Annotated in this window: 24 protein-coding genes and 1 pseudogene; 13 read left to right on the top strand and 12 right to left on the bottom strand. The window is 48.9% G+C overall.

What is annotated here, in order from left to right:
- Positions 1-17: 17 nt before the first annotated feature.
- The 7 genes from flhA to RT197_RS11560 are packed head-to-tail and all read right to left on the bottom strand — an operon-like array spanning position 18 to position 6,293.
- Positions 18-2,111 carry a flagellar biosynthesis protein FlhA gene (gene flhA / locus RT197_RS11590; protein ID WP_312950646.1) on the bottom strand — a complete coding sequence of 698 codons (2,094 nt, stop codon included), beginning with the start codon at positions 2,109-2,111 and terminating at the stop codon, positions 18-20.
- A complete protein-coding gene (gene flhB / locus RT197_RS11585; RefSeq protein ID WP_312950644.1) occupies positions 2,095-3,234 on the bottom strand; it encodes a flagellar biosynthesis protein FlhB in 1,140 nt (379 codons plus the stop codon). The genes flhA and flhB overlap by 17 nt, the downstream gene beginning before the upstream one ends.
- Positions 3,227-4,006, bottom strand: coding sequence for a flagellar biosynthetic protein FliR (fliR, locus tag RT197_RS11580; protein WP_312950642.1), 780 nt, complete (start codon positions 4,004-4,006; stop codon positions 3,227-3,229). Before fliR ends, flhB begins: the two co-directional genes overlap by 8 nt.
- A gap of 1 nt (position 4,007) precedes the next feature.
- Positions 4,008-4,280: a flagellar biosynthetic protein FliQ gene (locus tag RT197_RS11575; protein WP_312950639.1), complete on the bottom strand. Its 273-nt coding sequence runs from the start codon at positions 4,278-4,280 to the stop codon at positions 4,008-4,010.
- A gap of 17 nt (positions 4,281-4,297) precedes the next feature.
- Positions 4,298-5,056, bottom strand: coding sequence for a flagellar type III secretion system pore protein FliP (fliP, locus tag RT197_RS11570; RefSeq protein ID WP_312950636.1), 759 nt, complete (start codon positions 5,054-5,056; stop codon positions 4,298-4,300).
- Positions 5,053-5,439 (bottom strand): FliM/FliN family flagellar motor switch protein, encoded by a 387-nt coding sequence (locus RT197_RS11565; RefSeq protein WP_312950635.1) that lies wholly within the window; start codon positions 5,437-5,439, stop codon positions 5,053-5,055. The genes fliP and RT197_RS11565 overlap by 4 nt, the downstream gene beginning before the upstream one ends.
- On the bottom strand, positions 5,436-6,293 hold the full coding sequence (locus RT197_RS11560; RefSeq protein ID WP_312950633.1) for a hypothetical protein: 858 nt from the start codon (positions 6,291-6,293) through the stop codon (positions 5,436-5,438). The genes RT197_RS11565 and RT197_RS11560 overlap by 4 nt, the downstream gene beginning before the upstream one ends.
- Positions 6,294-6,766: 473 nt before the next feature.
- Between RT197_RS11560 and RT197_RS11555 the strand changes: the two genes are divergently transcribed.
- Genes RT197_RS11555 through fliJ form a run of 7 tightly spaced genes read left to right on the top strand, consistent with a single transcriptional unit; the run spans position 6,767 to position 13,310 of the window.
- The gene (locus RT197_RS11555; RefSeq protein WP_312950630.1) at positions 6,767-7,762 is read left to right on the top strand and encodes a sigma-54 dependent transcriptional regulator; all 996 of its coding nucleotides are present in this window, start codon (positions 6,767-6,769) and stop codon (positions 7,760-7,762) included.
- 20 nt (positions 7,763-7,782) lie between these two features.
- Positions 7,783-8,136, top strand: a complete 354-nt coding sequence (locus RT197_RS11550) for a flagellar hook-basal body complex protein FliE (protein WP_312950628.1) — start codon at positions 7,783-7,785, stop codon at positions 8,134-8,136.
- 4 nt (positions 8,137-8,140) lie between these two features.
- Positions 8,141-9,829, top strand: a complete 1,689-nt coding sequence (gene fliF, locus RT197_RS11545) for a flagellar basal-body MS-ring/collar protein FliF (RefSeq protein ID WP_312950626.1) — start codon at positions 8,141-8,143, stop codon at positions 9,827-9,829.
- Complete coding sequence (locus tag RT197_RS11540) at positions 9,807-10,826, top strand: flagellar motor switch protein FliG (RefSeq protein WP_312950624.1); 1,020 nt, start codon at positions 9,807-9,809, stop codon at positions 10,824-10,826. The genes fliF and RT197_RS11540 overlap by 23 nt, the downstream gene beginning before the upstream one ends.
- Before the next feature lie 12 nt (positions 10,827-10,838).
- Positions 10,839-11,540 carry a flagellar assembly protein FliH gene (gene fliH, locus RT197_RS11535; protein ID WP_312950621.1) on the top strand — a complete coding sequence of 234 codons (702 nt, stop codon included), beginning with the start codon at positions 10,839-10,841 and terminating at the stop codon, positions 11,538-11,540.
- Complete coding sequence (gene fliI, locus RT197_RS11530; protein ID WP_312950619.1) at positions 11,533-12,876, top strand: flagellar protein export ATPase FliI; 1,344 nt, start codon at positions 11,533-11,535, stop codon at positions 12,874-12,876. Before fliH ends, fliI begins: the two co-directional genes overlap by 8 nt.
- Positions 12,873-13,310: a flagellar export protein FliJ gene (fliJ, locus tag RT197_RS11525; RefSeq protein ID WP_312950616.1), complete on the top strand. Its 438-nt coding sequence runs from the start codon at positions 12,873-12,875 to the stop codon at positions 13,308-13,310. Before fliI ends, fliJ begins: the two co-directional genes overlap by 4 nt.
- A 57-nt stretch (positions 13,311-13,367) precedes the next feature.
- Here fliJ and RT197_RS11520 read toward each other — a convergent pair whose 3' ends face one another.
- From RT197_RS11520 to RT197_RS11505, 5 genes and pseudogenes are all read right to left on the bottom strand, one after another.
- Positions 13,368-14,072 (bottom strand): class I SAM-dependent methyltransferase, encoded by a 705-nt coding sequence (locus tag RT197_RS11520; protein WP_312950614.1) that lies wholly within the window; start codon positions 14,070-14,072, stop codon positions 13,368-13,370.
- A 30-nt stretch (positions 14,073-14,102) separates the two neighbouring features.
- Positions 14,103-16,613, bottom strand: coding sequence for a glycosyltransferase (locus RT197_RS11515; protein WP_312950611.1), 2,511 nt, complete (start codon positions 16,611-16,613; stop codon positions 14,103-14,105).
- Positions 16,614-16,631: 18 nt separating this feature from the next.
- Complete coding sequence (locus RT197_RS21995; protein ID WP_409529691.1) at positions 16,632-17,186, bottom strand: hypothetical protein; 555 nt, start codon at positions 17,184-17,186, stop codon at positions 16,632-16,634.
- Positions 17,161-18,444 (bottom strand): annotated as a pseudogene (locus tag RT197_RS11510) (glycosyltransferase); the annotation flags it as partial. The gene RT197_RS21995 and the pseudogene RT197_RS11510, both read right to left, overlap by 26 nt.
- A gap of 105 nt (positions 18,445-18,549) precedes the next feature.
- On the bottom strand, positions 18,550-19,074 hold the full coding sequence (locus RT197_RS11505; protein ID WP_312950608.1) for a hypothetical protein: 525 nt from the start codon (positions 19,072-19,074) through the stop codon (positions 18,550-18,552).
- On the opposite strand from RT197_RS11505, the gene RT197_RS11500 reads away from it, so the two are divergent.
- The 6 genes from RT197_RS11500 (at position 19,073) to RT197_RS11475 (ending at position 23,405) form a co-directional block, all read left to right on the top strand.
- A complete protein-coding gene (locus RT197_RS11500) occupies positions 19,073-19,960 on the top strand; it encodes a flagellin (RefSeq protein ID WP_312950606.1) in 888 nt (295 codons plus the stop codon). The genes RT197_RS11505 and RT197_RS11500 overlap by 2 nt on opposite strands.
- A gap of 213 nt (positions 19,961-20,173) precedes the next feature.
- The gene (locus RT197_RS11495) at positions 20,174-20,644 is read left to right on the top strand and encodes a flagellar cap protein FliD N-terminal domain-containing protein (protein WP_312950603.1); all 471 of its coding nucleotides are present in this window, start codon (positions 20,174-20,176) and stop codon (positions 20,642-20,644) included.
- On the top strand, positions 20,601-21,527 hold the full coding sequence (fliD, locus tag RT197_RS11490) for a flagellar filament capping protein FliD (RefSeq protein WP_312950601.1): 927 nt from the start codon (positions 20,601-20,603) through the stop codon (positions 21,525-21,527). Before RT197_RS11495 ends, fliD begins: the two co-directional genes overlap by 44 nt.
- Positions 21,528-21,555: 28 nt before the next feature.
- On the top strand, positions 21,556-21,948 hold the full coding sequence (gene fliS, locus RT197_RS11485; RefSeq protein WP_312950599.1) for a flagellar export chaperone FliS: 393 nt from the start codon (positions 21,556-21,558) through the stop codon (positions 21,946-21,948).
- A 3-nt stretch (positions 21,949-21,951) separates the two neighbouring features.
- Positions 21,952-22,269, top strand: a complete 318-nt coding sequence (locus RT197_RS11480) for a flagellar protein FliT (protein ID WP_312950596.1) — start codon at positions 21,952-21,954, stop codon at positions 22,267-22,269.
- Positions 22,266-23,405: a flagellar hook-length control protein FliK gene (locus tag RT197_RS11475; RefSeq protein WP_312950594.1), complete on the top strand. Its 1,140-nt coding sequence runs from the start codon at positions 22,266-22,268 to the stop codon at positions 23,403-23,405. The genes RT197_RS11480 and RT197_RS11475 overlap by 4 nt, the downstream gene beginning before the upstream one ends.
- Positions 23,406-23,407 lie beyond the last annotated feature (2 nt).

Below are 23,407 nucleotides of genomic sequence, written 5' to 3'. Positions count from 1 at the left end.
CCCCTCATGGTCATGGTTTAGCTTAGTGAGCCGAGGATCTTAAGTTCCAGTTCATCAGGAACTTCGTTGTAAGACAGCACATTAAGTCCTGGTGCAAACAAGCGGGCGTAGCGCGCAAGGAGAGGGCGCAACTGAGGCGCAACCAATAAGACCGGCTCTTTACCCGCGGCTTTCATTTGCTCATTGACTTGCGGCATATTTTCCTGGAACTGGCTAAGCATATTGGGATCGACCGGCACACTGTCGAGCATCACTTTGCCACCTTGCTGAGCCTGATTCACCACGCTAAGCAGTAGATTTTCCAAATCATTTTTCAGGGTATAAACCGCCAGCTCCTGATTGCGCACAAAACTATGAGTAATAGCCCGACGCAGCGACAGACGGACATCTGAAACCAGCAGGATAGGATCTTTTGACACGGCGCTACTGGCGACCAGTACCGTTGCAATAGTGACAATATCGCGCAGCGAAACCCTCTCCATCAGCAGGCTACGATATACCTTCAATACCTGGCTGTAATTGAGCGCGGCATTCAGGTCTTCGGCAAGTTTTGGGGACTGCGCGGCCAGGCGATTATGCAACTGGGTGACATCGTCATAATTGAATAATTCAGGAATATAGTTCACCACAACTTTGTTCAGATGGGTGGCGATGACGCTGGCACAATCAATCACCTGATAACCCAGATTGAGCGCTTTGGCTTTCTGCGCAGGTTGGATCCACGTCACGGGCATTCCGTATGCGGGGTCGGTGCCTAACGTGCCATCAATCTCGCCATAGGTTTCGCTTGATGGCAGGGCCATTAATTTATCGGCGGGAATATCGCCGCCGTCAGCTTTGATGCCGTTGATATAAATGGCGTACTGGGTGGGTTTGAGACGGAAATTCTCGCGTATGCGGATCTCCGGCAACAGCATGCCATTATTTTCAGAAAGAACCTGACGCACCCCGCGAATGCGCTGGGTTAGCGGGCTGCCTTTCGATTTATCAACCAGTGATACCAGCTTGTAACCCAGGCTCAGACTGATAGGTTCAATCAGTGGGATCGCCTCCCACGTCACTTGCTGCTCGCTATTCTCGGTGAGCGTTTTTGTGATTGCTGAAAGGTTTTTTTCTTCCGATTCCGCCGCTTTGGGTTGCTTACTTTGCCGCCACGCCGCAAATGCCAACAGGGCGGTAAACAGCAGAAACGGCAGGTGTGGCATTCCCGGCACAATCGCCAGGACAAACATCACACCAGCGGCGGTATAGATAACCGTTGGCGTCGCCAGCAGCTGTTTTTTCACTTCGCTGGAGATATCACCGCTGTCACTCACGCGCGTTACGATGATCGCCGCAGCAGTGGAGAGCAGGAGTGAAGGGATCTGGGCAACCAGGCCATCACCGATGGTCATCAGGACATACTGCGAGAAAGCCGCATCAGCACTCAGGTTATATTTGAAAATCCCTATACAGACACCACCAATCAGGTTGATGGCGAGGATCAGCATCCCGGCGATGGCATCACCACGAACAAATTTGGATGCCCCATCCATCGCGCCATAGAAATCGGCTTCGCTGGTGACGTCTTTACGTCGGGCCTGCGCCTGCGCCTGGTTAATCAATCCGGCATTGAGATCCGCATCGATAGCCATTTGCTTACCTGGCATAGCATCAAGGGTAAAGCGTGCGGAAACTTCAGAAATACGCTCGGCACCTTTGGTGACGACAATAAAGTTAATGATCATCAGGATGATGAAAACCACAAACCCGACGACGAAGTTTCCGCCAATCACCACCTGACCAAAGGACTCAATCACCTTACCCGCTGCACCGACCCCTTCATGCCCGAATAGCAGGACAACACGGGTCGACGCGACGTTTAGCGTCAGGCGCATCAATGTGGTGATCAGCAGGACCGTAGGGAACAGACTGAATTCCAGTGGGCGTTTTGTCGAGAGGCTAACCAGCAGCACCAGCACGGCCAGCACGATATTAAAGGTGAATAAAATATCGAGTAGCATCGGGGGCAAAGGCAAAATGACCATTGCCAAAATACACAGCAATACCAACGGTACTCCGAAATTCCCGGCCCGCAATGCCGACAGAAATTGCTTAATTGTTTTTTGCATCCTGGTAAAGGACCTCTTTTGGGATGGAAATATGGCGGTTTAAATCAGGTTTATCCTGATGCCCTGCACGCCAGGACTTCAGTTGTAAGACGTAAGTCAGTACATGGGCTATAGCCCGGAAAAGTTGAAATGGAATCTGCTGATTAATCTGGGTGGTGTAATAAACCGATCGGGCGAGTCTGGGGAATTCCACGATTTCTATCTTGTGCTCTTTGGCCACGTCTCGAATATAACGTGCGACTTCATCAGTACCTTTTGCCACCACAAAAGGGGCGGCTGCGCGAGACGGGTCGTACTGCAACGCAACGGCATAATGCGTTGGGTTAGTAATCACTACGTCGGCTTTGGGCACAACACGGCGAATTTGTCCCAGCGCCATTTGACGTTGTAGACGACGTGTTTTTGCTTTGATTTCAGGATTACCTTCCTGATTTTTGTATTCGTCTTTAACTTCCTGTTTTGTCATTCTCAAACCCTTAGTAAACATATGCTTAGCCAGAGGCACGTCGAGAAGGGCAAAGAGGATAAAGAGCATGACAAAGTTCAGCATCACGCTGCGATACAACGAGAGTCCTTCATTGACCGCATTGGCGAAATAGTGTTCTTGCAGGTTGAGGAAGGCACTGAAATTATTGCGCACGCTAAACCACAACATCAGCAAGACGATGAGGCTTTTGATCACCATCTTGCCGGTATCGGTCAGATGGTCCTTTGAAAACAGACGGCCGATGCCTTTTAGCGGACTCAGTTTGCTAAAGTCAGGAAGGATCTTTTTGGGCTGGAACAGCCAGCCTCCCGGCACCAGAGAGGCGGCTAAAGCAGCCAGCGGCATCGGCAGAAGCGTCAGGATGAATTTAAGTAATATCAGTAAATTGTGCTGCAAAAACTGCCCAATAACCTCCGGGTCGTTACTATTTTGCCCATACTGATGAACCGTGATAAACGCCTCGCGCACGAAATCCCGATACCACGGAAAACTGTTCGCCAGCACGATAAATGCCGCAAACAAGCTGGCGGCCAGCCCCACGTCTTTAGAGCGGGGAATTTGCCCATCCGCGCGTGCCTTGCGTCGCTTTTGCGCCGAGGGCTTCTCTGTCTTTTCGTCGCTACCCGGTTCAGCCATGGTGCACTCTCAGCGCGTCAAGCTGGCGCAGGACAACGTTAGCCAGGTGTAAATAGTGGTCGGGCAGGTTGTAGAGCAGGGCGGCAAAACAGACTAATCCCGCGAGCATGTTGACGGGAAATCCCAGCGAATAGAGATTCAGTGACGGAGAGACGCGGTTGAGCAGTCCAAATCCACCCTGAACCACAAGCATGATAAATGTAGTGGGCAGGGCAAGAAGGGTCGCAGAGGCAAACACCCAGGTGAGTGCAAGGGAAATACTGCGTAATGTCTGGGGTGTTAAGGCATTACCAATCGGCCAGTAAATAAAACCTTTATAAAGAATACTTACCAGCAGCAGGTGCCCATCCATCGCAAAAAACAAGATTGCTGCATAGATATAAATAAACTCTGACAGCACCGTGGTTGATGCCCCGCTGTTCGGGTCATTCATGACCGCCATACTCATGCCCATGTTGAAAGAGAGTATTTGCCCGGCAATCTGCAATGCCAGAAAGACAAACTGCAACATCAGGCCAAAAAGCATTCCCCAGAGAATTTGTTCAACGGTGAGGATCAGGGTGCTCATCGTTAACAGCCCTTGTGGAACAGGAGGATGTACCAACGGGGCAATGATGATCGCCAGCGCAAGCGAAATAATGATGCGGATACGCACGCTCAGCGCTTTGCTGTCAAATATGGGTCCGCATTGAATTAACGCCATGATACGCACGAACGGATACCACAATCCGAAGACCAGATTAATAAATTGCGTGATATCAGTTTGCGCCATTTCAGTTTACCAACACCGCAGCCTGGGTGAACAGGTGCGTACAGAGATCGCTAAGCTGGACAATCATCCACTTCCCGCAAACGCCCAGCACAACAAGGGTCACAATCAGTCGTGGAAGAAAGCTCAGCGTTTGTTCGTTAATCTGCGTCACGGCCTGGAAAATACTGACGCACAGCCCGACCAGCAAACTTGGGACCACCAGTACGGACACCAGAATAATGACGACTTTAATGCCGCTGGCGACAATATCTGCCGCGACGTCGATAGTTAACATGAGGTCGCCTTATAGATTTAACCGAGGCCCAGGCCGCGAATACTGGATGTCAGTGTGCCGACAGTGAGCGCCCAACCATCGATGAGCACGAAGAGCATCAGCTTGAAAGGCAGTGAAACGATAAGCGGAGAGAGCATCATCATCCCCATCGCCATCAAAACGCTTGCGACAATCAGGTCGATAACTAAAAACGGAATGTAAATCATGAAGCCAATCTGGAAGGCCGTTTTGAGTTCACTCAGCACGTAGGCGGGAACCACAATCGACAGATCTTGCTGCGCAGCATCGCCTTTCGCGTTTGCAATGGTCATGATCTGCGCAATGGCTTTCTTGTTGGTTTGCGCCAACATAAAACGTTTTAATGGCGAGGCAGCTGTCTCCAGCGCCTGGGGTAGCGTTATCTCGTCATTTTCAAACGGCACGACGGCGTGCTGGTAAATGTTTAGCCAAATGGGGCGCATAACCAGCAGGGTTAACGTCAGCGCAATGCCAATCAGAATGCGGTTTGGCGGCGTTTGCTGGAGTCCCAACGCCTGGCGCAATAAAGACAGCACAATGATAAAACGCGTGAAACAGGTCATCATCAACAACATGGTTGGAAGTAACCCAACCAGGGTCATCAGGATCAAAACCTGAATCTTGACGCTGTACTCCTGAGTATCTCCCTGCGTGACAACGCTGAGTAATGAGATGTCCCCTCCCTGGGCAAACGCAGCGGGAGAGAGCGCCAGCAGGGAGCCCCCTGCCAGTGCGATCAAGAAGGTGGAGAGTTTCATTGGGTCAGCTCATTGATATCCCGCGTGTTAAATTCAATAACGCGAAGCCCGTATTTTTCATTGACGACCACCACTTCGGCTTTGCCCAGCAGGATATTATTCACTTTAATATCCAGTGGCTCGCCTGCCAGCTTATTCAATTCAATGACCGTATCGTCATCAATATTCAGCAGATCGGCCAGCATCACCTCTACAGAAGACACTTCCAGCGTCAGGGTCACCGGAATACGTTTGAGCAGCGACATTGAGTCAGCCAGTGGCGCGCTTTTGGCCGGGGTTTTATCCTTCGCTGCCACCGCTGAGTTTTTAATTTCTTTGGTTTCACCGGTGTCAGCCAGCTCAAAACCTTGTTCAAGCAAATCTAAATCTTCGTGATGACTCATAGGGATTTCTCAGCAATGTTTTCCAGGATGTCAGATAAATACAATTTGTCGTTATCTTCGATAATCAGCGCATTAAATAGCGCTGACTGCCCGATCGATACCGGAAATTTTTCCGGTAAAGAGATCGGGAAAATGTCACCTGCCTTGATCGTAGTCAGGTCGGCAACATTCATTGCCAGCTCCGTAACTTTTACGTTCAAACTTAATGGCAGAGTATTAATGATTTGTTTCACGATTGCTTTTTGTTTAGCTTGTCGGGAAGCACCGGGTTCATTAACCTGAGGCTTTTCTTTTTTGCGCAATACGTTGAGAATATAATCGGTATGAGCATTATCCAGCAGGATGTAAAAATTGCTGTTAGCATCATCATTTAATGTAAATGTGATTTGATAAGACCACTGACTGCAAATATTACTATTGTCAGCCTTAATCTTTAAGGGTAAACCCAGCATATCTTCGGTGAATAGCGTGCTGCATATATCAATCGCCAGACGATTTCGTAATCGAATTTCAGTTTTAGTGGCTAAACTTTCAGCTTGACTACGGTTTTCCATAACGCTATCTAAGCCATAAAAATTATTGAGAATAGTCAATAATAATGGACGGTCAATATCAAAAGCCAGGTTACCTACGGGCGAAGCCAACAAGTCTGCATGCTTGTTTTTCACATCCATCTGGCAGGATATTTTCTTTAAATTAACATTAGAACGATGTTTCTTCAGGAAATAAGTGCCTAACCGTGACTCTATAATGTCAAACTTACTGATAAACATATTCGGTAGCCGGTGGTAAGGGCGACCGAGTCGGTTTCCTTCAAGCTTGAATACTCCACGGAGTTGACTGTACTTCAGCATGTTGCACGTTCTCTGTAGTTAATATCTTAATGCTATTTCGGTTCATTTATGTGATGGGCTTTTCTTGCACACAAAAAAATATGAATAGCATTTGATTTCCTATTTATGATGGCCGCATTTACTTTGTGCAAAGCATAAGTTCAGGCGCAAATAACTCATAAATAAAACAGTGGCACATTTAACTGCATCTTATATTGAATGACAATAATAATATCACCAATAAATATAATTAATATATTATTAATAGATTCATATATTGATCTGACTATGAATGCTGTGGGTGTTTTTTACTGATTTCTTACCATAACCTATTGTTTTTAAAAGAATAATATTAATTTAATCTATTGATGTAAACTCTCCTGAACGCTGAGTGTTAGTATCCAGCACCAGTTCCGTGAGGATTTGCTTGTTCATTATTCAGTTTTTACCGCCATGGTCATAATATTTTTATGCCTGCAAATGCGAGAGATAAAATGCCAACTCTTATTGCTGAAGCCTCAGTCAGCATAAAAACGTTTTCATTAGCTAAACGTGTTGCAAGCTTTAACATCCCTGTATTGATCCAGGGTGAAACAGGCGCAGGGAAGGAGTGTGTCGCCAAATTAATTCACTCTGTCGCTTTCGGTGATGAACACAATGCTCCGTTTATTGGTATAAACTGTGCGGCCATTCCTGAAACCATGCTTGAATCGACGTTGTTCGGTTATGAAAAAGGTGCGTTTACTGGCGCGGTAAATTCTGTTCCCGGCAAACTTGAAATGGCAAATAATGGCACCTTATTGCTCGACGAAATTGGTGATATGCCATTGGCATTACAGGCCAAGCTATTACGTGTATTGCAGGAACATCAGGTTGAGCGTTTGGGGAGTAATCGTTCAATTAAGCTTAATTTTCGATTGATTGCCTGCACCAATAAAAATCTGGAAGCTGAAGTAGCAGCAGGGCGTTTCCGGGAGGATCTCTTTTATCGTATTTCTGTGTTGCCAATTAACGTTCCGCCATTACGTGAACGCATTGATGACATTTTGCCACTGGCGGAATCGTTTCTTGATAAATACGCCAAAATGGTCGGGAAAAATATTGTCTTATCTGAGCGGGCGAAAATTGCCCTCGTTAAACATACCTGGCCGGGTAATGTGCGCCAGCTGGAAAACACAATTCAACGCGGCATGATTTTAAATCAGGATGGTGTTATCCATGCTAATGTATTAGGTATTCCGGTCGTGGAAGAAAACACCTCTGATATTGAATCAAATGGTAACAGATATTCCCCCTCGATTATTATTAACGATGCGGCTGAAAATCTTACACAGCATGGTCGTTACGCGCAGTATCAATATATTGCTGATTTGATGCGCAAGTTTCAGGGAAATAAATCAAAAATTGCTGATTTTCTTGGGATCACACCCCGGGCGCTACGCTATCGCCTGGCCTCGATGCGTAAGCATGGCATTGAAGTTTGTTCGTAATTACAGATAAAGAGCATTAAATGAATATTCTCAGTACCACCACCGGTAATGCCGCTCAGCTTAGCATGATGCAAGAAATGAACCGGATGAAAACCCTTGCCGATGCCCCTGTGCTGGCAGCGCAAACAATTACCTCTTCAGCGCCTGCCTCTGAAGTCTCTTTTCATCAGGTGATGGGCTCCGCTCTCAATCATATTGATCGGTTTCAGCAAATTGCTGATGCAAAACAGAATGATGTGGATATGGGGAAAAGTGACGATCTGGTGGGTGCCATGCTCGCAAGCCAACAGGCTTCACTGTCGTTCTCAGCCCTGGTGCAGGTGAGAAACAAAGTAGCCAGCGGTGTTAACGATTTGATGAATATGTCCATATAACGCTATGAAATTAAACTTATCGGCGCGCATTTCTGGTTCATTTTCTGCGCTATCTTCCCTGGTCACCGGGAATAAAAAGTGGGCTGTACTTGGCGGTGCTGCGGTGTTGGTCACCGCGGCGATTGTTGCATTGCTGTGGCAGGGTAACGGCGGCTATGCGGCCTTATACGGCGCCCAGGAGCATTTGCCTGTATCGCAGATCATTACCGTGCTGGATGGCGAAAAGATTGACTATCGTATCGATCCCGCATCCGGGCAAATTCTGGTTCCCGAGGAACAACTTTCAAAAATCCGTATGACGCTTGCCGGAAAGGGTGTCCAGGCGCTCAACCCGGCGGGTTATGAGTTGATGGATAAGGATGAGGTGCTTGGTAGCAGCCAGTTTGTGCAAAATATTCGCTACAAACGCAGCCTCGAAGGCGAAATGGCACAAAGCATCATGTCCCTTGACGCGGTGGAGATGGCGCGTGTTCACCTGGCGCTGAATGAAGAAAGCTCGTTTGTTGTCAGTGATGAGCCGCAAAATAGCGCCTCGGTGGCAGTGCGGTTGCATTATGGCAGCACGCTAAATGCCGAACAGGTGAATGCCATCATTCATCTGGTGAGCGGCAGTGTGCCGGGGTTAAAAGCCTCTCAGGTCAGTGTTGTAGACCAGGCGGGTAATTTACTGTCTGAAGGCGTGGAAGATGACACCCGGGCTACTGCCACCACCCGTAAAAACAATGAATTACATAAAAATATTCAGGATAAAATCAGCGCCAGCATTGCTAACGTGTTGACCTCGTTAGTCGGGAAAAACAATTTCCGAATCAGCGTGATGCCAGAACTGGATCTCAGCACGATTGATGAAACCCAGGAGCATCTTGGCGATAGCCCTAAAGTGAACCGTGAGCAAAGTTCTCAGGATAAGAACACCGATGAAATGGCGGTGGGTATTCCCGGGTCTTTGAGTAATCGCCCGCCTGCACCCAATCCTCTGAGCAATCCAAACGGCCTTCCCGCAGCGGATGCCAGTAAAAATCCCGTGGCCCTTTCTGAGCATACTGAAAGCAAACGTGATTACGCCTACGATCGAGATGTTCAACATATTCAACACCCTGGATTTGAGCTGAAACATCTGAATGTCGCGGTGGTGCTAAACCAAAATGCAGCATCGGTAAAGGGCTGGACACCGGAACAAATAGACCAGGTATTGACGATGCTCAACAACGCCGCCGGGATTGATGCTGCGCGTGGCGACAAGCTGTCTTTATCGATGTTGAACTTCATCCCGGAAGAAAAAACGACTGTGGCGCCTGTCAGCTGGTGGCAGAACGACAGCATCCTCGCCTGGGTACGTTTGGGCGGCATTGGCCTGATCATCGTCCTGGTATTACTGCTGATCATTCGCCCATTAATGAAACATTTTATGGGGTTGCAGAAAGCACGCCGTACACAGGCATTGCCACTGGCGGCAGGGCCTGAGGTAGAGGCGGATAATGCCATATTGTCGATTTCTGCCGTGAATGAAGACGATGAGCGTAAGACTATCGAACTGCCTTCTTTCCCGGGAGATGACTCGCTTCCGGCACAAAGTTCGGGTCTTGAAACCAAGCTGGAGTTCCTCCAGAAACTGGCGATCAGTGATACTGATCGCGTTGCCGAAGTGATCAGACAGTGGATTACCAGTAATGAGCGAATTAACAATAAATAAAGGCAACGGCAGCGGTAGCTATCTGGAGCAGGCAGCCATTTTGTTGCTGTGTCTGGGTGAGGAAGCGGCAGCCACTGTCATGCAAAAGCTGAGCCGGGAAGAGGTTGTGCGCCTGAGCGAGAACATGGCGCGTCTGTCCGGGGTAAAAACCAGCCAGGCCAGAAAAGTGATCAACAACTTTTTCGAAGAGTTCCGTGAGCAAAGCGGTATCAATGGTGCATCACGGGTGATGCTTCAGGGGATACTCAACAAAGCGCTGGGTGGGGAAATCGCCAGCAGCGTGATTAATGGGATCTACGGCGATGAGATCCGCTCGCGCATGGCGCGTTTGCAGTGGGTTGAACCGCGTCAGTTGGCGACACTCATTTCGGAAGAACACTTGCAGTTGCAGGCCGTCTTCCTCGCGTTCCTGACCCCGGAGATTGCCTCGACAGTGCTCTCGTACATGAGTGATTCGGTACAGAATGAGATCCTTTATCGCATTGCCAAACTCAATGACGTTAACCGTGATGTGGTCGATGAGTTAGATCGTCTTATCGAACGCGGGTTGTCGGTACTGTCTGAGCACGGTTCGAAGGTGAAAGGCATTAAGCAAGCGGCTGATATTGTTAACCGTATTCAGGGCAATCAGCAGCAGATCCTCGATCAACTTCGCGATCTGGATGAAACGGTTCTGGAGCAGTTGCAGGATGAAATGTACGACTTCTTTATCCTCAGCCGTCAGAGCGAAGACGTTCGTCGCCGTCTGCTTGATGAAGTCCCGATGGAAGACTGGGCGGTGGCATTGAAAGGCACCGAAGCCCCACTGCGTCGTTCTATTTTTGCGGTGATGCCGAAACGCCAGGCGCAGCAGCTTGAAACCATTACGTCCCGCCTGGGTCCGGTGCCTGTCAGCCGTATTGAGCAGGTACGCCGCGACATTATGGACATCGCCCGTGAGCTTGAACAAGCGGGTGAACTTCAGCTACAGCTGTTTGCTGAACAGACAGCGGAATAAGGAGAGTTCATTATGGATACGTTGCGTGGGCGTTATCGCCAACATCGCTTTCCCCCTCGTCATTCCCCGGTCACCACTGAAGAGATGCCGGGAATGTCGGCGGCACATTTTCAGCGCCAGTTGATGGATGGTTTTCAGGAAGGTCTGCAAAAAGGTTTTGAGCAGGGCTTGAGCGAAGGCCACAGCGAAGGCTATCAGGAAGGGCACCAGAAAGGTCAGGATGAAGGCTATCGCCACGGCTACGCCGAAGGCAGTCTTGCGGGGCAAAAAGAGGGCCTTCATCAGTTTACCCTTGCGGCACAACCGCTGGAGGCAGCATCCGTTGCGCTCAATGATTATCTGGCGCAAAACCAGCGTAAACAGCGTGAAGATCTCCTGCAACTGGTCGAAAAAGTTACGCGTCAGGTGATTCGTTGCGAGCTGGCGTTACAGCCTACTCAGTTGTTGGCGCTGGTCGAAGAAGCGATCGCGGCACTGCCCTCTACGCCCGAATCCCTGCATGTCTACCTCAATCCAGAAGAATTCAGCCGCATCCAAAATGTCGCACCCTCTAAGGTGAAGGAGTGGGGGCTGGCATCTTCAGCCGAGCTACCGGCGGGCGAGTGCCGTATTGTCACGGAGACCTCTGAGCTTGATGTCGGATGCGAACACCGCCTTGAACAATGCATGGATGTCCTAAAAGAGACGCTTTCACCGGAAGCAAAAAATGAGTGAACCCTCGCGCTTTGACAGCGCGCTGCGTTCCATCGAGTCTATCTCCGTTACCCGGGTCGCCGGACGGCTGGTGCGGGTGAACGGTATCCTTCTGGAAAGCGTGGGCTGCCCACTGGCAACCGGTCAGCTTTGCCGCATTGAAAGCGCAGGACGTGAATGGATAGAGGCTCAGGCCGTGGGATTTAACCGGGATATTACGTACCTGATGCCTTTTAAGCAGCCGACGGGATTGATGGCCGGAGCGCGGGTTTTTCCCGAAGAGAAAGGTCAGGATATTTTAATCGGTGAAAGCTGGCTGGGGCGTGTGGTCAATGGGCTTGGTGAGCCTATCGATGGTAAAGGTAAACTCGGTGGCACACATGTCTTGCCTGCCAATGCACCTTCAATAAACCCGTTAACCCGCCAGCCTGTTGCGCATCCTCTGGATGTCGGCGTGAAAGCGATTAACGGCATGTTGACTATCGGCAAGGGGCAGCGTGTCGGCCTGATGGCGGGGAGCGGCGTGGGTAAAAGCGTCCTGCTGGGGATGATAACCCGCCAGACCAAAGCGCAGATCGTTGTCGTCGGATTGATTGGCGAACGTGGCCGCGAAGTGAAAGAGTTTATCGATCACTCCCTGGGGGCGGAAGGGCTGTCAAAATCTATCGTGGTGGCGGCACCGGCGGATGAGTCTCCATTGATGCGTCTGAAAGCCACCGAACTTTGCCACTCTGTTGCGGCCCATTTCCGCGATCGCGGGCACGATGTGTTACTGCTGGTTGATTCCCTGACGCGCTATGCCATGGCGCAGCGAGAAATTGCGCTGTCGTTAGGTGAACCCCCTGCGACGAAAGGCTATCCGCCCTCCGCATTTGGCATTATTCCCCGGCTGGTTGAAAGTGCAGGTAACAGCGAAAGCCTGGGGTCGATGACGGCTATCTATACGGTGCTGGCGGAAGGGGACGATCAACAAGATCCCATCGTTGACTGTGCCCGTGCTGTGCTGGATGGACACATCGTTCTGACCCGTAAACTCGCGGAAGCAGGGCACTATCCCGCCATTGATATTGGTCAATCCATCAGCCGTTGTATGACGCAAATTACCCCGTCGGCTCACCAACAGTCGGCAAGGCAATTAAAGCAAAACTATGCCGCCTATATGGAAATCAAGCCGTTGATCCCACTTGGCGGCTATGTGGCTGGCGCGGATCCGACAGTGGATAAAGCGGTAAAAATCTTCCCATCGATTGAACGCTTCTTATGCCAGGACATGCACGAACCCGCGCCATTGGAACGGGTGCAGGCCGATTTACAGAAACTCTTTCCGGGAGCAAAAAAAGCCGAGGCTAAAAAATGAAGCAGGTGATAAATACGCTGGCTCAGTTGCAGCGTCTGCGCGATCGAACGGTCAAAGATATTACGGTAAAACTGGCCCAGCAAAAGCAGCTTTGCGCAAAATATGACAGCAATATTAAAGCCCTGGGCTATTTGATCCATAAAACAGATGCCGGAAATATTGCCGCTCCTTCCGTTGAAGCCCTGAAAAATGTTGCCGGGTACAAAGGTAGCCTGCAGCGTGTCATCGAATGGCAAGAACAAGAGAAAACCCTGGCGAAAATTAAAGAGAACCGTCTCCAGAAAAACCTCGTTAAAGCCGCATGTGAAGAGAAAATAGTGACTCTGACACTTGAAGAACAGCGCGTAACGCAGGCTTCAGAGTATGAGCGCCGCCAGCAGAAAGCACTGGATGATATTGCCGCGCAGTGTTGGCTGCGTCGGAAAATTCCCTAAGCCCGAAGAGGGCAGATAGCACCGACTATCTGCACCTCCGGGACAGGTAATTCTTAGTTAAATGCTACCTATCTTCTTGAAAATATAGAAATCAGCAAACGAGGTATTTTCCATATCGCTGATATTAAATGGGTAATCATTCGGTATGAATTTACTTAACACCCAGTTTGCAGGTGGGTTTTTCTGGATCCAGTCAGTAAATTTCCGATGACGAACATGTTTAACATGCGGCGCTTTTACTTGATTGTATTTTTCATCGTTAGATGCATAAATGGCGACAAATCTTCGGGCTGAAGAAAAGAGTCTGTGCATATATTCCTCAAAGACCTCATCCTCAATAAGATGGTAAATGACATCAAGCGATAATGTGAGATCGGCTTGATGATTTTGCCAGGCGCTGGTATGCAAAAACTGCTTAGTATTATCATTCGCGAATCGTTGCTGGCAACGGGCTAACGCCGTTGGTGAAACATCAAACCCGGTATACTGTGGATATTCCGCAAGAGATAATTGATTACCATCACCTGAGCCAAACTCAATCACCGACTGAATAGCGTTTTGCTTTACGAGAGTATTGAGGATTTTTGCTTTAAACAAGGCAAGGCGGCCATATGAGCCAGCACCTGAATGACCTTGTTGCCGATAACGGTCATCCCAGTATTGACTGGAATGAGTAAATTCAACAGGGCTAACCCCCCGTGGGGGTTTTTCTTGATGTGTGGTTACTGCATTATTGTTTTCGGGTTTTTCTGTATCAGGCATAATCAACGGCTCCAAAGCACAACGTGATCTTTAATGGGGTAAAATCTGAAAGCAATCCGGGGTGTGATTGCTGCTATCAATGAATACATTTTTAAGTAATTCCACGGCATTTTTCATTCCTGCCACAGGGTAATTGATTTTCACCAACCGGTAGTAGTCCAAAGGATATTTTTGGGTAATATATTGTCTGATTGTGGACGTGTCGAAATGGTCGCAGACAAGCAAAGGGAAATGCAGAAAATCTTGCTTTTTATCTGCCACAATGAGCACCTGAAACTTGCGATCGGTTTGCTTTGACAGAAAAGAAATCTGACTAATAATTTCTGGGTTGCTGCGCTTAATTGCATCGATAACCACCACCAGGTTGTCTAATTTGCAAGCGTTCAGCAGCGCATTTTTTTTGTGTTGCAGGCATTGCTCTGCTTCTTTACGTGATTTCCCTGGTAATAATTGCTGTACAGAATAACGCGCAAGGATATTATTAAAAATTTGGTATTCGTAATGTTGGTCTACGGCTTTTCCGATGCCCGTTAAATTATTTTCATGGATACGATAGATGATATTGCATTGCGGTGTAAACATAATATCTGCAACGGCCATTGCTCTGGACCAGAATTCATAATCATGAGCGCGTAAAAAATAGGTATCATAGCCACCCACTTGCTGATACAGATCGCGTTTAACGCAGCAGCCAGGGTTTGATACAATATTTTGATGCGCAAGCGTGTGGATCATTTTTTCTGGTACGGTATGGCGTTGCGAAAAATATTTCTTATCCTGGCCTAATGTTTCAAGCGCACATGAAACCACAGCAATATTGGGGTGGCGAAGTATATGTAATTGATAACCGCGCAATGTATTAGAGTGGAGTATGTCATCGCTATCCAGCCAAACCAGATACTCGCCTTGTGCGCAGGCAATTGCCGTGTTGCGGGTATCAGGGGCACCCGAATGTGGTTTGGCGATAACGCGTAAGCGAGGATCATCGAACCGTTGTGAAATTTCAGAGAGCGTATCGTCATCAGAACCGTCATCGACAACGATAACTTCAAAGGGTTCGTAGCGTTGATTTAAGGCTGAACAAATGGCGGAAATAACATAATCCCCACGATTGTAAGTTGGGATAAGTATGCTGAAAAAACAAGGTGATGTATTTTGGGGCTGCCAACGCTGTTGATAGCGTTCCGCCGTATTTTGCGGGTCAAGAATCCGCAATGCTTCATTACGATAACTTTCTGCTGTGGATGCTGGTGTTAATATGTGTTGCACGGCATCGTTAATGGAATGGAAATAATAATGCTCGGGCACATATTCTTTTAACCCTCCAGCGGCAGGAAAGACTACAGGTTTTAATCCTGCGAGCATAGCTTCAAAGATCCCCATCCCCTGGGATTCATGGTAGCTGGCAGAAAGTAAATAGCTTTTGCTGGCATACCACGCCTGCATTTTATCAGCGGGAATACTGCCGTGAATAACTATGTTTGCGGATAATTTAAATTCATCTACCAGTTCGTTGAAGCTTTCATATAAACAAACGTCTTCTACTCTGCCAGCAATGTGTAATTGATAATCGGAATTATGCTTAACCAATTCTTGCATTATCAGTAATAAAAGAGGTAAGTTTTTAGCTGCAACGAATCTGGCTACGCAGGCAATATGAAAAGGATTGCGTTTGATTTTTTTGCCTGGTGTTATGGAGGTGAAATGCGTCAGGTTGGAAATGACGGTGAGCGTTAATGTTGCTGGTAGCTTATCCGCCAATAATTTAATAAAGCGCTGCTTCATTGCCTGCGAAACAAAAATAACCTCATCAACATTTGACCAGTTTACCTGAAGAAATTCCTGACGGTAGAGTTCATACCTGTGAATTCTGCATATTATATGGCAATATTTGGGCATGTTGCTGGCGGCAATAATTGCACTGTCACCCCATTCAAACCATGCCGTATCACAGTGTTTTAATGTTCCCAATAAATTAGCGCGAGTCATTCCTTCGTGGGCCAGGCGGGTTATAATATGGCCCTGGTTAGCCGCGATGTTTATTACCGGCTCGAGGAAGTGGAAGTTCTCTGCGGTTGCAGTATATAAAATATGTTGAGCCTGAATGTCTGCTTTTTTAAAGTAATAGTTGTTTGAGTGACTTAACTGAGCAAGGCAACGATAACCGTTTTTTGTTAATAAATAATTAAAGCGTGAGAACTGATCTTCATCGGCATCACAGAGAATAAGCGTACAGGCGTCTGACTGACTAATAAAAGAGGGAAGTTCTGGCCAGTTTTCAGCATTAACATGAATACGAACCAGATCGCACGTCCGTAGTTGCGGATCATTGGCAGTAAGTTGTTTTCTGGTGAGTAAGGTGATACCTGGATGCGATTCACCTTTTTCGTCAGTTGCCGCGATCACCAGGTGTTTAGCGGCAGCAAGTTTGTGTCCGGGGACAATGGCACTTTGAACGTTCATAAAACCAATATCTAATTGATTCCGAAATTCAGGTCCATCATGCAGTGCTGTCAAATGCTGAATAATACTGTCATTCATAATTGATTACTGTACTCATTAAAATAATTTCTGTTGCAGGCTGTGCAAAAAGACATTCTCCTGCAGTGCCGGTGGGTTTTTTATTGCATCCATAATAACCTGAGCTGCACGCTCTCCGGCCTTTCCATCCTGGAAGGCATCGCAATAATGCTGTCGAATGTCAGCCAGTGGCCCAACGATATTTTCCCAGTTAAATTCAGTACTCAGATATTGCCGAAGCTGCGATATATCACTGGCAATGGGTAATATTGCACGGATGTGTTGTTCCGCGCTAAGCGGAGTAAACAGGTTATTTTCAGTGGCAGGTGGCTCTTTGCGTTCATTTTCCAGCAATATCACCCGTTTTCCCGCATGGATGGCATCGAAGATAAAACCATGGTTATCCGATAATACGTAATCTGCACGGTGTAACAGGGGCAATGTCAGATCGTGGCGAGTAACCTGTTTTTTCAGATGGCGTTTTACCTGCGAGAGCCTTTCTGCCTCTTCGCTCCGGTGCGGCGTTTCGTGATGTAACGTAATGATGACGTTGTAATCACGCTGTACCGGGATAGAAGGAAAGCCACTTCCCATGGGCTTGTATGCTTTGCCAACGCTCTTCCAGAAGCGTGGAAGGATCCTGAGCCATTTGACCTGATAAGGTCGGGTAATAGGGTTTGTTGACCAGGTAAGCGCACACTTTTTCACAGTCTCCGGCGCGGATAATGCCCGAAAGACTCTTCATCGGCTGTCCTTCCCTGACCTGACCCCCCAGCAGCACAACTTCCCAGGAAAAGTGTGGGAGCGCGTTTAACAGGCGATTAAAGGTGTTGATGTGTTTTTCCTGCTTCAGCAGCAGAACATCATCTTCCATCACCATGTAGTTATTCCAGCCCTGATCCTGGGCCATCTGGAGGACTTGCTGATGAGAAAGTGTGCGGCCCAGCGCGCCATTATCGTTGCGACAGGCGCTAAAGCGGATGATTTTTTCCGCAGGAACACGCAACAGTTGAAGTTCGCTCTGAACGTGCTGCCAGCGATCGGTGCGTTCATCAAGATTAATCACCACTATTTTTTCAATATGTTGCCACTGAACAGGCTGACTGGTCGTCGCGTTGTGCAGGCTCTGATACCAGGCCTGCAACATCGTGTCGGTGACTCTTTCGTTGAGGGTGGCTTTCTCAGGCACACTGCTGCCTAAAATAAAGTCTTTATCAAACGTGTTATGGCTATGAGAGATACAGATGATGGTGCGCTCACCCGGAAGCTGGAGAGGGGTGACGCTGAAGTTATCCGTGAAAGCCTGTTCTTCACCGAGATTGCATTCGTCATCATAGCGATGCTTTTTCAGGTAGTTACGGTGATAACAAAATGTGCCATTAAGAATGTGGTTAACGCCGAAACTGTGTGTTTTAAAGAGGCGGTTAATGTGGCTGTACCAGACCGGAATTTGGTCAGAGCCGGAGATTAATGCACGGTGGCGTTGCATCATTTCAATGGTGTAAGAGATTTTATCCGCCGGATAGAAATCGTCGTCATCCATGCAAATGATGTATTCCCCCTGCGCCAACGCGTTGAGCATATTACGTTTTTTACCCAGCGTCAGGCGCTCTGCATGGTGGATATAACGGATGTTGTAGCGCTCGGGCTGGTTACGGGTTAACGCGTTGATTATCGGTAAATGGCTTTCAGCAGAATCATCCAGAATGACCAATTCCCGCCGCTCAGCTGGATAGTCCTGATAGCGAAACATATAAAGCAGATACGGCAGGAAAGCGGCGCGGTTCCAGGTGGGCGTCACAACGCTGACAAACGGTTTTTCACGGCCACTGACAGGTGAAACACTACTCATCAACTGATTAATAAGATTAGGTTTAGCGGTTGGCTCAGACATAACGTACGCAAAGTGGCAGGTTGAAAATAAGGGGCCACACTGGCCCGGTTTGCAGTCGTCGAATTAGCGGATCAGTAAGGAAAAGGCTGACACTAATTCATCTTGCAACAGCGGCTGGTGAAGCCTTTCACGCTCATGCGCACATTCCGGGTCGTGCCGCCATGCTTCGAATACGCTGAACAAACTGAGGGTTTGTGAGTGGCTAAGTGCTGAACCATCCATCATCCATAAACTAAAGAGGGTACGTAACATGAAGTAATCACTCACCAATTCCAGGTAGCACTGCAATATGGAAAATCTGTCATGCTGTGGAAACGTATCGTGATAAAGGCGATACACCAGATAGTTCGTCCACACCCAGGGTTGCGCGTCGAAATTCTGTTCACCCTGCGAGTTCCAGACGTCAAGTAACTGTTTTTGCATCAATGCTTCACTATTACTGTCCTGTAACGAGAGCAAGCTGATCTGGAGTGGCAGGCTCATTTTTCGTTGGCAATCAATGAGCTTGTCCCAGTCAAACGAAAAGCTTCCCAGCTGCGTAATCAGCTGGCGCTGGAGGTGAGTGAGCGCCGGAAGCTGTTCAAACATGTCGCGTATGGCCGCAGTGAACGCGATCAACGAAAGCAATGCTTCCCTGAGCCAGTCCATGGAACGTCTGGCGACCGGTAACCGCATCAACTCCTCAGCAGATGATGCAGCAGGCAAACAGATCGCTAACCGCCTGCAGGCGCAGTCTGATGGTATGGGCGTGGCACAACGTAACATCTCTGATGCCACTGCAATGCTGCAAACCGCAGATGGCATGTTCGACGAAATGAACGACATTCTGGGTCGTATGAAAGATCTGTCCACACAAGCGGCGAACGGAACGTACAGCGATGAAGACCGTGCAGCCATGCAGTCCGAGTTCGATGAACTGGGTCAGGAAATGTCTGACATGATGCAGAACACCACCTACGGTGGCACCAATCTGTTTAACAAGTCAGCCAGCGGCCTGTTCACTCAGTCAGGCGGCGTGACCTTCCAGGTCGGTTCTGAAACCACCGATCAGATGACGGTGAATATTTCCTCGCAAGTGAGTGACCTTGTACAAGATTTAAGCAGCCTGAGCTCTGCCTTTAAGGATGATTACGGCACTGATGGTGACGGTGCGGGTGCCACGGGTGCCAGCGGTACTGAACTGATGTCTACCGCCTCCTCCACTGCAACGATCAGTGCGATTCAGGGCGCGATGACGGATATTGGCAAAATCCAGTCAACGCTGGGTGCATCCATCAACCGTCTGAATGATACCGCCACCAACCTGCAGAGCATGGAAGACAACACCAATGTGGCTATCGGTAACATCATGGATACCGACTACGCGACGGAAGCGTCAAACATGTCCAAAGAGCAGGTGCTGATGCAGACCAGTATCACCATGCTTAAGCAGTCCAACAGCATGTCCGGCATGGTTTCCAGCCTGCTGCAGTAAAAGCGCCAGCGATGCCGCATTAGGGCGAGTCAATTACCCGGAAAAACACCGCCAAACGGCGGTGTTTTTTTACGACATACGCCAACTTTTCCGTGGTTATTTCCGCAAAGCGGAAGCTGCGCTTCCTGTGTTTTATATCTCATTGAAAAAGCTAAATAAAATATTGGCATGAGTATTGCTTAATGCTAATTAATCACAACGGGGTCGACGACGATGATGAATCCACTAAGTATACAAAAGTACGCCAAAATGTTTGCCGCAGCAGATGTCTCAACCAGGGCATCTCAGCTTCAACGTGAGCAAAGCGATCTGGATACGCAAAGTAGCGCGCTGGAGTCCCTTGATACCGCATTGAGTGATTTCCAGTCAGCGGTTGATGCGCTCAATAGTGAGACCAGTGGCCCGGTGGTCAATACCGCATCAGCAAACAATGACTCCGCGACGATCACTGCTAACTCTGAAGCACAGATGGGGACGTATACTTTCTATGTCTCTCAACTGGCGACCGCGCAGCAAACGACTTTATCAGTGGGCGATAATGATATTCCCGCGAGTGGAACGTTCACTATCACCATGAATGATCCTGAACAAACGTCGATGGACATCGATCTGAGTGAAGCTGACGCAGACGCGGATGGTTATGTTTCAGTCACTGAATTGTGTGATTCGATCAATCATATCTGAAGATAACCCTGGGGTGACTGCAACGCTGGTCAATACCGATGGTTCTACCACCCTCATGTTGACCTCAGATGAAACGGGCGCAGAGAACGGTTTTACGATATCTGCTGACATGGATCCGTCCGCGCCCTTTTTGAGTGATATCGATAAACAGCAAGATCTGTCTGCCGCCCAGGACTCGATTATCTATCTGGGAGGCGTACCGGGCGATCCCAATGATCCCAACGATTCCACCCCAAAAGTGACAAGCAGCTCAAATAGCTATGATGACCTGATCCCTGGCGTTTCCATTACGTTTGCCGAGGAATCGACGGAAGGTGAACCACTCACGTTCACCATTGCCAATGATTCAGGGGCGACCCAGGAAAAGGTTCAAACCTTCGTTGATGCTTACAACACCTTGGTCGATACCCTTAATTCTCTGACCAGTAACGGCAGCGAGGGCTCAGCGCCAGGTCCGTTCGCGGGCGATGCAGGTATCTCTTCACTGGAAAACCAGATCCAGGACATCACCCACGCCACCTATAACGGCGTGTCAATCATCGATTACGGCATCACGCTCGATGCCGACGGGCACCTTCAAATTGACTCAGAAACGTTCAATGCGGCGCTGGAAGAAAACCCGGAAGGGCTGACTTCGCTCTTTGTCGGTGACGACAGCATGACCGCCCAGCTTGATGACGTGATGGACACTTATCTCAATGATAACGACGGCATCATCATGCAGCGTCAGGCCAACATTGATGACCAGCAGGATCAATTGACCAGTGAAACCGATCAGATCAAGGAGACGTATAACTCTGCCTACGATCGCTATATCTCGGAATTCACATCCACGATGGTGGAAATTTCCAGTATGCAAATGAGCATGGCGGCGTTCGCCTGATAAGCCGAAACGAGAGGAGAAAATGACTATGTACGGCCAGGAAAATGGGTATGCCCAATATAAAGAGATAGATCTGGCATCCCGTACGGCATCCGCATCACCGCTGGACCTCGTGCTGGTGCTCTATGCCGGATTAATGGATGAACTCGAACGCGCTAAAAGCCACATTGAAAACCGCCGTTATGAGCGTAAAGCGCAGAGCATCAATAAATGTATCGACATTCTTAATGCCCTGACGAGTTCGCTGGAGTTCGAAAACGGGGGCGAGCTCGTGCTGAACCTTGCACGACTCTATGACCATTGTGTGTACCAGCTGTATGAAGCAAGCGGTCAACTTTCAACCGAAAGAATTGATGAAGTCATCGTGATCCTGAATAACCTGCGCGAAGGTTGGGAAGGCCTGGCGAAGAAGTTGGGGTAGGGCATGGAAACGGACGTATTACGTCGTCAGATCCTTGAACTGTTGGCGGCAATGAATAAAGCACTGGATGAACAGCGCTGGCGCAAACTGCCCGCGTTGCGTCAGCGCCTGATGGTGGTTTTCGAGCAATACCGCGCTCAGGAAACCTCTGAAACCGCTCTTTGTGAGCTTAAAGAGATATTGCGTAACGGTTTTCAACAGATTATCGAGCGTCGGCAGCATCGCCTTGAGGTGCTGCAATCTGTGATGGAAAACCATCGAGAGAAGAAAGAAGGCATGTTGGCATATTCAATGGTTAGTTTAGTTTCGGAGCACAGATGAAGAGCATTTCGTTAGCGGCTGGCGGTGTGGCTCCGGCTCTGACCGACTCGCCTGTGCAGGGGCAAACTGTGCCTGGCGCGGAGTCGGCTTCTGCGGATCCCTTTACTCTGCCGCAGATGGCGTTGGCGTCGCTGACTGAGCGTGTTCATGCAGCAAAAAACACGGCAGCAAAAACGCCCGAGAACACAGACCAGAGCGCGCAGCTACAAATGCTGCTCGCGCTCTTTCTGACGCCGCCGACACAGGCGATTGCTGAGCAGGAGATGAATCTCGCCAGCCCGCACGTTGCAGGACAACTGATCCAGACTCTGGCTCAGGCGCAGAATAAATCGGGTATTTCTGCTGCGAGGGATAACGGCACTTTTGCCGTGGGTGCCCATGAAGCACAGCCGCAAAGCAGTGCAGCAGACACGATGGTGCTGTCACCAAAACTTCAGGCTGCGATGGCATCCTTAATGCAATCCCGTTCGCCTGCGAACCCAACGCCAACTCAGCAAGCACAGCTGGTGCAGGTTGCCGCGCAAAACCTACAGGCCATTGCCCCGCGCCCTGAGAACAGCAGACCCGGCGAGCAGCGCGACACGCGAATTACGGCGCGTATCGCGGCCTCGGACAAACCCGGCAGCGAAAAGTTTTCACCTTCGTCGTTACTCACCAACGCTTCGTGGGTACAGCAGGGCATGAAATCTGAACACAACGTGGCATTACCGGAGCCTGTGCTAACGGTAAACACCCAATCTGAAGACTGGGGTGAACAACTCACCAGCCTGTTAAAAGATCGTATTCAGTTTCAAATGGGTCAGCAGCAGCAAACGACCACGATTCGACTTGATCCTCCGGCATTAGGGAAGCTGGAAATCTCTATCCAGATCGATGCGGGAAAATTAGCTGTCCATATCGGTGCCTCTCAGGCGGATGTTTGCCGCTCATTACAGCAACTGAGTGACAACCTGCGCCAGCAACTGACAGAGCAGAATTTTGTTCAGGTACAGGTTCAGGTTTCCCCGGATGGTCAGTCGCAGCAGCAAGATCGCCGTCAGGGTTCCGGTCGACAGCCACAGATTATCTCAGCCATTGAGCCTGAGAATGAAGATAACCATTTCAAACAGAACGACTCTGTTTTAATTAAAGTGTAATA

The sequence above is a fragment of the Superficieibacter sp. genome (assembly GCF_032071645.1).
Taxonomy (GTDB): Bacteria; Pseudomonadota; Gammaproteobacteria; order Enterobacterales; family Enterobacteriaceae; genus Superficieibacter.
Note: the sequence above shows the minus strand (reverse complement) of the source record. Positions and strands in the feature narration are given on the sequence as shown.